Origin of the sequence: Nocardia vermiculata NBRC 100427, assembly GCF_001613265.1 — a bacterium.
Lineage (GTDB): Bacteria > Actinomycetota > Actinomycetes > Mycobacteriales > Mycobacteriaceae > Nocardia > Nocardia vermiculata.
Genome location: NZ_BDCA01000011.1, coordinates 109,733 through 122,506, shown reverse-complemented (window position 1 = coordinate 122,506; position 12,774 = coordinate 109,733). Strand labels below are relative to the sequence as shown.

Annotated in this window: 10 protein-coding genes and 1 pseudogene; 8 read left to right on the top strand and 3 right to left on the bottom strand. The window is 65.2% G+C overall.

The annotated features are described in order from the left end of the window. The first annotated feature begins 8 nt into the window (after nucleotides 1–8). The 6 genes from NV2_RS14250 to NV2_RS14225 all read left to right on the top strand — a co-directional run bounded on the left by NV2_RS14250 (nucleotide 9) and on the right by NV2_RS14225 (nucleotide 8,508). Nucleotides 9–428: an Rv3235 family protein gene (locus tag NV2_RS14250; RefSeq protein WP_157102902.1), complete on the top strand. Its 420-nt coding sequence runs from the start codon at nucleotides 9–11 to the stop codon at nucleotides 426–428. Between the two features lie 257 nt (nucleotides 429–685). Then, entirely contained in the window at nucleotides 686–3,505 is a 2,820-nt protein-coding gene (secA, locus tag NV2_RS14245) for a preprotein translocase subunit SecA (protein WP_067873303.1), read from the top strand. Nucleotides 3,506–3,867: 362 nt separating this feature from the next. Continuing rightward, entirely contained in the window at nucleotides 3,868–4,764 is an 897-nt protein-coding gene (locus tag NV2_RS14240) for a DUF7064 domain-containing protein (RefSeq protein WP_067873300.1), read from the top strand. A gap of 26 nt (nucleotides 4,765–4,790) precedes the next feature. Further along, nucleotides 4,791–5,405, top strand: a complete 615-nt coding sequence (locus tag NV2_RS14235; protein ID WP_067873298.1) for a hypothetical protein — start codon at nucleotides 4,791–4,793, stop codon at nucleotides 5,403–5,405. After that, nucleotides 5,402–6,901 carry a pyruvate, phosphate dikinase gene (locus NV2_RS14230; RefSeq protein WP_084474648.1) on the top strand — a complete coding sequence of 500 codons (1,500 nt, stop codon included), beginning with the start codon at nucleotides 5,402–5,404 and terminating at the stop codon, nucleotides 6,899–6,901. Before NV2_RS14235 ends, NV2_RS14230 begins: the two co-directional genes overlap by 4 nt. Then, nucleotides 6,898–8,508: a PEP-utilizing enzyme gene (locus tag NV2_RS14225; RefSeq protein WP_067873296.1), complete on the top strand. Its 1,611-nt coding sequence runs from the start codon at nucleotides 6,898–6,900 to the stop codon at nucleotides 8,506–8,508. The genes NV2_RS14230 and NV2_RS14225 overlap by 4 nt, the downstream gene beginning before the upstream one ends. Before the next feature lie 68 nt (nucleotides 8,509–8,576). On the opposite strand, the gene NV2_RS14220 is transcribed toward NV2_RS14225, so the two are convergent. Next, a complete protein-coding gene (locus NV2_RS14220) occupies nucleotides 8,577–9,215 on the bottom strand; it encodes a TetR/AcrR family transcriptional regulator (protein ID WP_067873293.1) in 639 nt (212 codons plus the stop codon). 290 nt (nucleotides 9,216–9,505) lie between these two features. Here NV2_RS14220 and NV2_RS14215 point away from each other — a divergent pair, with 290 nt between their 5' ends. Continuing rightward, entirely contained in the window at nucleotides 9,506–10,618 is a 1,113-nt protein-coding gene (locus NV2_RS14215) for a cytochrome P450 family protein (protein WP_373863565.1), read from the top strand. Between the two features lie 91 nt (nucleotides 10,619–10,709). On the opposite strand, the gene NV2_RS14210 is transcribed toward NV2_RS14215, so the two are convergent. Then, complete coding sequence (locus tag NV2_RS14210) at nucleotides 10,710–11,330, bottom strand: DUF8020 domain-containing protein (RefSeq protein WP_067873286.1); 621 nt, start codon at nucleotides 11,328–11,330, stop codon at nucleotides 10,710–10,712. A gap of 334 nt (nucleotides 11,331–11,664) precedes the next feature. On the opposite strand from NV2_RS14210, the gene NV2_RS14205 reads away from it, so the two are divergent. After that, on the top strand, nucleotides 11,665–12,561 hold the full coding sequence (locus NV2_RS14205; RefSeq protein ID WP_245662598.1) for a TIGR03621 family F420-dependent LLM class oxidoreductase: 897 nt from the start codon (nucleotides 11,665–11,667) through the stop codon (nucleotides 12,559–12,561). Between the two features lie 66 nt (nucleotides 12,562–12,627). Here NV2_RS14205 and NV2_RS33030 read toward each other — a convergent pair. Next, a pseudogene (locus NV2_RS33030) lies at nucleotides 12,628–12,768 on the bottom strand (IS982 family transposase); the annotation flags it as partial. Nucleotides 12,769–12,774: the final 6 nt, after the last annotated feature.

Sequence of the window (12,774 nt, the reverse complement as noted above, 5' to 3'; positions counted from 1 at the left end):
CGTCCGGTGTGCGGGCCGTGGCCGGCGCCGAACTGCGCCGCAGCGGAGAGGCCCGCGGCGACCAGCACAGCGGCCCGGTGCGACCCGGTGGCGTGGCCGTGCCCGCAGCGCCCGGGGACGCGGTGGCACAGTTCGCCGAGCGATCGCTGCGCCTGATCCTCGAGGTGGTCGACGGCCGTCGCCCGCTCGGCCAGTTGCGCGCGGTGGCGGAGCCGACCGTGCTGGCCGCGGTGGACACACTCGCCCGCACGGCGGCCCGCGAGCGCCGGCTGGGCACCGCGACCCTGGTCAGCGTCCGTACCTCCTGGACGGGCGACGGTGCCGAAGTCTTCGCAGGTTACGAGCGTGGCCCGCGCCGTTTCGCGATCGCGGCACGGCTGGTCGAGCAGCGGGGCCGCTGGCGGGTGAGCGCGGTCCGGATGCGCTGAACTCCCGAGGGGGCCGACACCGGGCGGCGGCCTGGTCACCGCGCGCCGGTGTGGGGATATTCGACGCGGGGTGTGACCTGTCTCCATCCGGGCGCCTACGATGGAGCCCGCATTACCATGGACGATGCCGCGTTTCCGTGCGCCGGGGATTTCGCCAATACCATGTGGTGGGGCTCCGGTATGTCGTGGAACAACGGGGTGTGCCGAGGATGTAGCACTGTAAGACGACACCATCGACCAGAGGACTGACGAGACCCGTGCCTGCGCTGAATCTGACGAGGTTGCTACGTTTCGGTGAAGGTCGCACCGTCAAGCGGCTCGGAAATCTTGCGAATGAAGTGCTCAGCCTGGACGATGAATTCGCAGACCTGACCGACGCGGAACTGCGGGCCAAGACCGACGAATTCAAGCAGCGCCACGCCGACGGCGAATCGCTGGACGAGTTGCTGCTCGAGGCGTTCGCCACCGCTCGCGAGGCGTCGTGGCGGGTACTGAATCAGAAGCACTACAAGGTGCAGGTCATGGGTGGCGCCGCATTGCACATCGGCAATGTCGCCGAGATGAAGACCGGTGAAGGTAAGACCCTCACGTCGGTCCTTCCCGCGTATCTCAACGGGATCAGCGGCAAGGGTGTGCATATCGTCACCACCAACGACTATCTGGCCCGGCGTGACGCCGAGTGGATGGGGCGTGTGCACCGCTTCCTCGGTCTGTCGGTCGGTTCGATCCTGTCCGGGATGAGCCCGGCCGAACGTCGTCAGTCCTACAACTCGGACATCACCTACGGCACCAACAACGAATTCGGCTTCGACTACCTGCGCGACAATATGACCCACTCGCTGGACGATCTGGTGCAGCGCGGGCACAACTTCGCCGTGGTCGACGAGGTCGACTCGATTCTGATCGACGAAGCCCGTACCCCGCTGATCATCTCCGGCCCGGCCGACGCCTCCAGTAAGTGGTATGCCGAATTTGCCCGTATGGCACCGCTTTTGAAGAAGGATGTGCACTACGAGGTCGACATCAAGAAGCGCACCATCGGTGTGCACGAGGCGGGTGTCGAATTCGTCGAGGATCAGCTCGGTATCGACAATCTGTACGAGGCCGCGAACTCGCCGCTGGTCAGCTACCTGAACAACGCGATCAAGGCCAAGGAACTCTACGTTCGCGACAAGGACTACATCGTCCGCGACGGCGAAGTCATCATTGTCGACGAATTCACCGGCCGGATTCTGGTCGGCCGCCGCTACAACGAGGGCATGCATCAGGCCATCGAGGCCAAAGAGAATGTGGAGATCCAGCCGGAGAATCAGACGCTGGCCACGATCACGCTGCAGAACTACTTCCGCCTGTACGACAAATTGTCCGGTATGACTGGTACGGCGGAAACCGAGGCGGCCGAGCTCCATCAGACCTACAGCCTCGGTGTGGTGCCGATTCCCACCAACAAGCCGATGATCCGCATGGATCAGGCCGATCTGATCTACAAGTCCGAGGAATCGAAATTCTCCGCCGTCGCCGACGACATCGCCGAGCGGCACGAGAAGAACCAGCCGGTGTTGATCGGTACCACCTCGGTCGAGCGCTCGGAATATCTGTCCAAGCAGCTCACCAAGCGCGGTATCCCGCACAGCGTGCTGAACGCCAAGTTCCACCAGCAGGAAGCGCAGATCATCGCCGAGGCCGGCCGGCCCGGCGCGGTCACCGTGGCCACGAATATGGCCGGTCGCGGTACCGACATCGTGCTCGGCGGCAACCCCGACATCATCACCGACACCCTGTTGCGCAAGCAGGGACTCGACCCGGTGGAGACGCCGGACGAGTACGAGGCGAACTGGCTGCCCGCGCTCGAGCAGGTCAAGAACCAGGTCGAAGAAGACGCCGACCTGGTGCGCGAGGCCGGCGGGCTCTACGTGCTGGGCACCGAGCGCCATGAATCGCGGCGTATCGACAACCAGTTGCGTGGTCGTTCCGGACGTCAGGGCGATCCCGGTGAATCGCGGTTCTATCTGTCGCTCGGTGACGAGTTGATGCGGCGCTTCAACGGTGCCGCGCTCGAGTCGATCATGACCAGGCTCAGCCTGCCCGACGATGTGCCGATCGAGGCGAAGATGGTCTCGCGCGCCATCAAGAGCGCCCAGACCCAGGTCGAACAGCAGAACTTCGAAATCCGCAAGAACGTGCTGAAGTACGACGAGGTGATGAACCAGCAGCGCACCGTCATCTACGACGAGCGCCAGCGCATCCTGTCCGGTGAGGATATGGAGGGCCAGGTTCAGTCCCTCATTACCGATGTGATCACCGCCTACGTCAACGGCGCCACCGCCGAAGGTTATGTGGAGGACTGGGATCTGGCGAAGCTGTGGACCGCGCTGAAGACGCTGTACCCGGTGAGCATGGAATACCAGGCCCTGACCGGCGAAGCGGAACACGGTGAGATCGGCGAGCTCACCCGTGAGGACTTGCTGCAAACCTTGCTGGACGACGCGCACGACGCCTACGCGCGCCGCGAGAAGGAGATCGACGACCTCGCCGGCGAGGGCAGCATGCGCAACCTGGAGCGTCAGGTGCTGCTGTCGGTGCTGGACCGCAAATGGCGCGAACACCTCTACGAGATGGACTATCTCAAGGAGGGCATCGGCCTGCGCGCGATGGCCCAGCGTGACCCGCTGGTCGAATACCAGCGCGAGGGCTTCGACATGTTCTACGCCATGCTCGAGGGCCTGAAGGAAGAGTCGGTCGGCTTCCTGTTCAACCTCCAGGTCGAGGTCCAGCCGGCCCCCGAACAGCAGCCCGCCGTCAACCCCGGCCTGCGCTCCCCGGTGGGCGCTGCCCACCCGGCCCCCGCGGTAGAGGCCAACGCCCCGGCGCCCTTGCGCGCCAAGGGAATCGACGACGGCGGCCCGCGTGGCCTCAGCTACTCCGGCCCCGACGAGGGCGGCCGCGCCGAGGTGCACAGCGCCGCCCAGGAATATGGGGAGGACCAGTCCAACGGTGCCACCCGCCGCGAACGCCGCGAGGCCGCCCGGACGGATTCCAAGCGCAACAAGCCGCCGAAGTCCAAGCGGCGCAAGTAGTTTCGCACCGGCACAACGGCCGGTCCCCGAGTTGGGGGCCGGCCGTTGCGCATGCCTGGTGTCGCGCCCGAGATGTCGATGCCGTCGCGGTGCCCGCTGTATAAATTGACAGCACCGTCATTTCGTATAGCCTCACTTCTGCGCAGTGTCCCTGATGCCGGTGTGACCGTATTCCCATGCGGCCGTTCACTGCTCACATCCGCGCACTCGCATGCTGGGTCGGCAATCGGAGGTTCCGATATGAGTGTCGAGACATCCGATGGTGTCGCCCCCGCTGGGAATAGTTGCCCGGCGCCTCTATCGTTGGTGGTGCCGGTTCCGTGTCCAGATCTCTCGCGCGTCCTGACCGCAAGGAGCCGTCGATGACCACCGTCACCCCGACCGAGCAGCACTGGGGCAAGCTGTCCGAACCCATCCACGCCGATGCCGCCGGTGCCGGTGACCCGGTGTGGAAGGACAACGCCTACCTCTCGTTCTGGGACTGCGCCGCACAGGTATTCGGCACGGTTCATGTCTCGACCTCGCCGAACGCGCCCGACACCCGCCGGGCCCGGTTCAGCGTCTCGGTGGCGGGCCGGACCACCGAAGTGGTCGAAACTCTGGATGCGGGCACCTTCAGTAGCGACAGTATTCGTTTCGGGCTGGACGGCCGGGTGCGGATCGAGCACCCATCCGTGCGGGCCGAACTCGTCAACGCGCCGCTGTTCGTCGCCGCCGACTACACCGTCAACAATGCCATCCCGGCGCTCGGGGAGGCCGCGCCGCTGCAGCATTTCCAGCAGGCCTGCACCGTCACCGGCAGTGTAACCGTGGAGGGGCAGACTGTGGTCACCGCCGGTCATGGCATGCGCGACCGCACATGGGGGTTTCGTGACGAGACATCGCAATGGGTCGAATTCGCCGCACTGTTCGCGGTGGGCGACTCGGCGTTCGTCTCGGCGATGAAGTTCCGACGTGCCGACGACACACTGACAGCAGATGGGTTCGTCGTCGACAGCGCCGGTACGACAGCGATTACCGGAATCACTTTCGCCCGCGACGGTGCCGCACAATTCCGCTGGGCTCGACTCGAACTCGCTGATAAGACCAGCCGCCGGATAGCACTGGACGCCCGGCACGGCGGATTCCGGGTACCGGCGGGGCCGGCCGAGACCGACGGGCCGGCGTTGGGGGTCTACGACGACTTCCTGTCCTTCGATATCGACGGTCGCAGCGGTGCGGGCATTTTCGAGCAGGCGATCCTGCATCGGGTCGCGTAGCCGGCGACGACAGAAGGGGATACACCATGTCATATGAACTGCAGATCCTGCAGGCCACACGATTCAAAGTACGACCCACCGAGGCCGATCTCACCACGGCAGCTGGGCTCGCCGAGGCCGATCTCCTCGCGGTGGTGGAACCGCTACTGGCCGCGGGAATGCTCCGGCGTATGGGTCCCCGCATCGCGATCACGGCCGAGGGCCGCGCGCGACTGGAGACATTGCTGGTGACCGAGCGGGTCGGCGTCGATCAAGCTCTGCTCGGTCCCCGGTATCTGCGCTTCCGTGCAGTGAACGCCGATATCAAACAACTGATCACCGATTGGCAACTCATTGGTGGCACCCGTCCGAACGACCATACCGATGCCGAATACGACGAGCGGATCGTGGCCCGGCTGGGCGAACTGCATGAAGGTTTCGCGCCGCTGCTCGCCGAAATCATCGAGCTGGTACCACGCTTTGCTCAGTACCCGCACCGGTTCGCCGCGGCACTGGCGAGGGTTCGCTCCGGCGATACGGCCTGGTTGGCCCGGCCACTCGTCGACAGTTACCACACCATCTGGTTCGAACTACACGAGGAGCTGATGGGTCTCGCCGGCCTGACCCGAGTACAGGAAGAAGCTGCGGGGCAGGTGGGGTGACCACCACCGGACATCCTTCGGTTCTCTCGCTCGGACCGACCATTACCGCCGGACCCGAACTACTGGGCGGCAAGGCCTGGGGCCTGCAGCGAATGTCGGCGTTCGGACTCCCGGTCCCGCCTGCCTTCGTCATCACCACCGAGGTGTGCCGCCATATGCAGCGGACGGGTGAGTCGCTGCCGCCGGAGGTATGGGAGGCCATGCCCGCTGCCGTGGCCGAACTCGAGGCGAGCACGGGCCGCCGATTCGGTGCCGGCCCACAGCCGCTACTCGTCTCGGTACGCTCGGGCGCAGCGACCAGTATGCCCGGGATGATGGATACCGTCCTCAACCTCGGGATGACCGACGAGGTCGAACGCGCCTTGGCGGAACACTCCGCGGATGCCGCTTTTGCGGCCGATACCCGGCGCCGCTTTCGTGCGCAGTTCGAGAATGTTGTCGGCTGCCCGCCGCCCGCGTGCCCGTGGGAACAGCTGCGCCACGCGATCATTGCGGTGTTGCGTTCCTGGCGTTTGCCGCGGGCGGTCGGTTACCGCGAGAGCCGAGGCCTGTCCGATGACACCGGCACGGCGGTCACGGTGCAGGCGATGGTGTTCGGTAACTTCGACCATCGTTCGGGGGCCGGCGTGCTGTTCACCCGCAACCCGCTCACCGGCGGAGCTGAACCCTACGGCGAATGGCTACCGCGCGGCCAGGGCGAAGATGTGGTGTCCGGCCGCACCGACGCACAGCCGCTCGCACAGCTGGCTGCCACGCTGCCCGCGGTGCATGCCGAGTTGCTCGCGGCCGGAGCCCAGTTGGAAGCCCTCGACCGCGATGTGCAGGATATCGAGTTCACGGTCGAGAGCGGCAGACTGTGGTTACTGCAGACCCGGACCGCTAAACGTACTCCGGAGGCCACGGTCCGGCATGCGGTGCTCCTGCGGCAGGCCGGGTTGATCACCGAGAGCGAAGCGCTCGACCGTGTGGGGCCCGAGCAGGTTCGGGCGCTCCTGGCCCCGCGACTCGATCACGGTGTGCTGGATACGTCCGAGCCTGTGGCGACCGGTAAACCGGCGTGTCCGGGCATCGCCACCGGTGTCGTCGTCACCGATTCCGCCGAAGCCGAGGAAAGGGCGGGCCAGGGGGAAAAAGTGATCCTGGCCCGGCCCACTACCGACCCGGACGATGTACCGGCTATGGCCGTAGCCACTGCGGTGATCACGGAACTGGGCGGCTCGACCTCGCATGCGGCAGTGGTCTGTCGTGAGATGGCGGTGCCCTGCGTAGTCGGTTGCGGCACCGGATCACTCATGATGCTGGCTGGGCAGACCGTCACCGTCGACGCAGTGTCCGGGGTGGTATACGCGGGTGAGCTGGCCGTCACCGCCGGCGCCCCGGTCGACGATCCCGATATCGCGCTGCTGACCCGATGGGCGCGCGCACAATCCCCCCACGATGCGCCGGGTGCCCTGCCCGAGCTGCTGCTGCGACGCCGGATGGAGAAGCATCGATGAGCACCCGTGAGATCGTCGAGGAAACGCTCGATAATGCGACGATCGACCCCTCGGTTACCTGGACCACCGGCAATGTCGCGGAGGCGTTTCCCGGGGTCTTCACGACGCTGGGCTTCACATTCATCAACGCGTCGGTGGAATTGGCCACTCGCACCACATTCCGGAACCTGGGGGTGCTGACGACGAAGCAGGTCGTCGTTCCCGATCGATCGGAGGACATGTTCTGGACGCTGTTCGCCGGGCGGGCCGCGGCCAATATCGATAACTTCCGGGAGATCGCGAACATCACCCCTGGCACCTCGGCATCAGCGGTCGAACAGCAGCTCTTCGGCTATGTCCGACCGGAGACCGTCGATGCGAACAGTGCTCGACGCTATCCCGTCATCGTTGCGAAGGCGCCTGCGGCGGTGCTGCGACTGCCCAAGCAGCACGACACCGAGTTCGCGGACCTGCGCCGCTGGCGGCTCGCCCATCTGGACAGTATCGACACGCTCGACCATGCGGGATGTGTGGCGCTGCTCGACGACGCGCGTGAGCGTTTCCAGCGCATGCTGACCAAACATATGCTGGTGGCCTTCGTCAGTTCCGGGCTTGCGGACCGGGTGACCGAGATGCTGGCGGGGCTGGACCTGGTCCATCTGGCGCCTGCGTTGCTGTCCGGAGTCGGATCCGACGAGAGCGAGATCGCACACGATCTGTGGGCGCTGGCGCACGAGCAGATCTCACTGCGAGAGTTCACCGATCGGCACGGTTACCACGGCAACAACGAGGGCCAGTTGTCCGGGGTGACCTGGCGAGAGGACCCTGCCCCGATCCTCAACCGCCTTGCCGACTACCGCGCGATTCCAGTGGACAGCCCACGGGCGCCGCGCAACAGGAGCCGGGAACAGATCGCGAGCAGACAACGCGCGCTGGCCGAACTCCAGGCAGCCCTGCCGCGGCGAAAGCGTCGTGGGGCCGCTCGGTACGTACGGTGGGCTGCACGCTGGATTGCCCTGCGCGAGCAGGGCAAAGCCGGATATCTGCTCACCTTCGACATCGCGCGGGCCGCCGCGCGGCGGCAGGGCGCCCTACTGGTCGAATCGGGTGTGATCGACCGTATCGACGACATCTTCCATCTGTCCTACGACGAAGTGCGCGCCGGGATCACTGATGATCGTCGGGAACTGGTCGAGGCTCGCCGAGCGGAATATGAACAGCGCTGCGACTTCCGGCTACCGCAGGCATGGGCGGGTGTGCCGGTACTGACCAAGGCCGGTGAGTCCGGCGCTCCCGTCCCGGATGTTTCCAGCGTCGTCACCGGCGTCGCCGCCAGCGGTGGGGTGGTCGAGGGGCGCGCCCGGGTGGTTCGCGATCCGGCGACCACCGAACTCGACGACGGTGACATCTTGGTCTGTGAGACTACGGACCCGAGCTGGGTGTCGTTGTTTCTCGTGGCGGCAGGCGTGGTGACCGATTACGGGGGTCTGCTCAGTCACGGTCCGATCGTGGCCCGTGAACTCGGGATTCCCTGTGTGTGTGGCACCGGAAACGGCAGTTACCGGATCTGTGACGGGCAACGCATTCGACTCGATGGTGACGCGGGCACGGTCACCATCCTCGGATGATTCGAACAATGCGGTATCGGGGCCGGCGCACCGGACGGTGGGCCGGCCCCCGCGGGCACCGGCCGCGGCTACCAGAGGGTGCCGCGCAGCAGGGCGGCGAGATAGTCGATCATCGGCTCGAGCTGGTCTTCGGTTCCGACGAACCCCGCGTACATGCTCATCCCCCAGACCACCGCGATGAGTACCTCGGTGGTGGTCGCGAGGTCGACTGCCGGTCCGATCGTCCCGTCCGCGACAGCGGCGTCGAGTATGGATCGGATGAAGTCGCGCACATTGTCGATCTGCCCCGCTGCCCATTCACCGAGCTCCGGATTGCGCAGGGCGTCGAACAGCGAGGATGCGAGAAACCGTACGTAGGTGCGGTTCTCGGAATCAGCTCGCATGATGATGTGCAGGAACGCGGCGATTCGATCGGCGAGGTCGGCCGCCGCCCCGGCCTCGGCGATGCCGGCGGTGATCACACTGTCCTTGTCCGTGTCGAACAATGTGCGGTAGAGCTCGTCCTTGCTCCGGAAGTAGTTGTTGATATTGGTGCGCGTTACCCCCGCCCGGATTGCGATGCCGGTGAATGTCGCACGTTCGTAGCCGACTTCGCTGAACAGCTCGCGCGCCGCGAGCAGAATGGAGTCGCGCGTGTGTACACCGTTGGATCCTGGCGGGCGTCCGCGGCCTCGCCGGGGGTGTTGCGCCGCCGACCCGGTGGTCACTGCGCTCCCTCCTATCGGTCGCCGCTCGAGGCTCGACCGCCGGCCGTCGCACCGCCCCGGCGGAACTCGTGGCGCGAAAATATTCGGCGAGCACATCTTCCGCATGAGCAAGCCGGGAACAGTCTAGCTGTCCTAACTTCCGTTGGAGTTTTCTGTTGAGTACCGTCCCGTCCGGAACGTCCGACCGGTCGTGCCCCACGCACGCCGTCTTGCCGTTCGACTCCGATGAGCCGCGAATGCCGTTGTTTGCAACGGAATTCGCCGCCGATCCGCATCATTACTATCGTGAAATGCGAAAGCGGGATCACTCCCTGATTCCGGTGGAGTTGGCGCCCGGTGTGCCCGCCACTTTGGTCATCAATTACCGGACCGCGGTGCGGATTCTCAACGATCCCGAGCATTTTCCAGCCGATCCACGCACCTGGCAGCAGCAAATGCCGCCCGACTGCCCGGTGCTGCCGATGATGGAGTGGCGTCCGATGGCGACCAGGAGCGCTGGGGCGGAGGCGGCGCGCTATCGCCGGGCGACCACCGAGAGCGTCGGAAAGGTCGATCTCTACGCGCTGCACAGCACCGTGGAGGAGATCGCCGTGTCGCTGATCAACTCCTTCTGCGAGGACGGCAGCGCCGACCTCATCAGCCAGTACACGTTTCCACTGATCTTCGGAGTGCTCAACTCGCTGTTCGGCTGCCCGCCGGAGATCGGCCAGAAGATGGCCGCCGGTATGGCGGCGATCGTCGAGGGCGTCCATGCCGATCAGGGCAACCAGATGATCAGTGCGGCGATGCTGGAACTGGTCGCCCTGAAACGGGCCGCCCCCGGTGCCGACCTGACCTCCGCGCTGCTGCGACATCCGGCAGAACTCGACGATACGGAGATGGTTCATCAACTGGCGAGTCAGTACGGCGCCGGGATCGAATTCCAGCAGAACTTCATCGTCAATACGCTGCTGTTCATCCTCACCGACGACCGCGTGGGCGGGGGAGTGCTCGGTGGAAGTCTGTCCACCCGGGAGGCACTCGACGATGTTCTCTTCAACGACCCGCCGCTGGCGAATTATCTACTGACCTACCCGCGCCAGCCGATCCTCATCGACGACACCTGGCTGCCCGCTCATCAGCCCGTCGTCATCAGTATCGCTGCCTGCAACAACGATCCGGAGGTTCGCGGTGGTGATCGCACCGGCAACCGCTCCCATCTGGCATGGGGGGCCGGGCCGCGCACCTGCCCGGCTCAGTCGATGGCATACCTGATCGCCCAGGATGCCATCGACCAGCTTCTCGACGCGCTCCCCGAAATCAGGTTGGCCGAGGCCCTGACCTGGCGGCCCGGCCCCTTCCATCGCTCGTTGTCGTCACTGCGCGTGCAGTTCCCGCCGTCGTCCCCGTTGCACATCCGCTGACAGACCGACGTTCGAGTGGTGACTGCCGACCGGATGACGCCCCTGTGGGCCCGCAATCGCTCGCGGGCCCACAGGAGGTTGTGGCGTCAGATCAGGGCTGACCGGTCGCGAACGCGATCACCGCGTCCAGGAACGGCTGGCCACCCATCACGTATCCACCGATGAGCGCACCGGCCGGGATCGACACCAGCCACAGGAACGGAACGAACGCGCCGATCACGGCGCCCACGATGATTCCGGGCATGTTCTTGTTGACCTGAACCATGAGCCGGTCGTAGGAGCTGCTGATGTCCTGTGCGTCAGCGACATCCTGCAGCGTCGCACTGTCCTGCGGAGTCATCGACGCCGCCAACTGCACGCTCCGTCCGTCCTGGCTGATCTCCGGTGTCAACTCGACCGGCAGTCCGGCCACCTCGGATCGCAGCGACACCTGATCCACCGTCTGACCGTTGTCGCCCTGCAGCAGCACCGCAGAGCCGTCCGAGGCAACCTCGAACCGACCGCTGTCGACTGCCCAGGTGATGGTCTTCTCCACCGGAGAGACCGTGGTGTTGTAGTTGATTCCGTTCACAACACCCGAGGTCGCGTCCCCCGAAGCCACTACGGCCGGCTGCTCGGTCGCCACAGCGGGCTGACCATTGGCGGTAGCTGCGGTGACACCCACCGCGGCAACAGCCATGAAAACGGCAGCAGTGATCTTTCCGACCTTCATTCTTGATTTCCCTCCACTTCAACCGTCCCCCTTGAACGGCGCACGCTCACACTAGCGTGTGAAAACCACTGTCGCACAGTGGGGTCTGATGCAACACCGGAATGTACAGCCAATCTTGCTGCTGCACAGCGGTATTCGCGACGTATAATGGGCCAATCGCCGGTGCCTATTGCTCAGGAAGCGCTGGAATGGACGCAAACCTATCTCGCTGAGCAGGCGATGATTGAGCAGCATGGGCTGAGTCGTGTCGAATCTGGTGTTCCACACGCTGCGTTCGTCACGCGCGCAAGCAACATGCAAGATCGGTGCAAGTGGTGTGCGTACCGTCGACGGAGTGAAAGCAGATCGAAATAATATGGCACCGCGCCCGTTTCGGTTCTCTGTCGGACTCGGCGGCGCTGATTCGCGTGCCGAGTGGCGGAAGAAGGCGCAACAGGCCGAGGACCTGGGCTACGACGTGATCACGGTGCCCGATCATCTGGGCATGATTTCGCCGTTCCCCGCGCTGATCACGATGGCGGAGGCGACGAATCGCGTGCACGTCGGCACCATGGTGCTGGACGGGGCCTTCTATCGGTCCGCTTGGCTGGCCCGCGATGTCGCGAGCGTGGCGCAACTGACGGACGGGCGGTTCGAGCTCGGGCTCGGTGCCGGACCGGATTTCGCGAAACCCGAGTTCGAGGCACTGGGGCTGCCGTTCCCGAGCGCCCGGCAGCGCATCGAGCACCTGCGCGACCTGATCGTCGACACCAAGGCTCTGGTCGCGGGCGATCACCAACCGCCGGTGCATCACGACATTCCGCTACTGGTGGCCGGCGGCGGCGACCGCCTCCTGCGGGTGGCCGCCGAACATGCCGACACCATATCGCTGGCCGGGATACCCGTCGGTGCCGATATCGACTCCGACGAGATCGGCGACGCCGCGCTCGGCCGCCGCGCCCAATTCGTTCGTGACGCTGCCGGACCACGTTTCGCCGATATCGAACTGGGGTTGACGGTGCAGGCGGTAGCGGTCGAGGGGCACGGCGAGGTCGATCTGACACTGCCCCGCATGTTCCAGCCCGACTTCTCCGATGCGCAGCTGCGCCACCTGCCCGGGTTCCTCCACGGGTCGGCCCGCGGCATCGCCGACACCCTGCGGCGTTACCGCGACGAATACTCCATCACCCATTACTCGGTCAACGAGGAGCAGATGACAGACCTGGCGAAGGTGATCGAAGACCTCCGGTGAATGCTCGGGGCCGGAGGTACTTCTCCTGGAGTAGCGCTGATCATCTACACGAGTAATTCCCAGGGGTCAGTGACCATAGGCGGTGAGTGATCGGTGTATAGGTGCGCCGGTCCTGTCGTTGTGCCAGATCGCAGCGGTGAGGGCGAGGAGTCGTTGCAGGACGCGGACGGTGACTCCGGCTGGGGTTTTGCCGCCGTGGCGTCTGATCTTGAC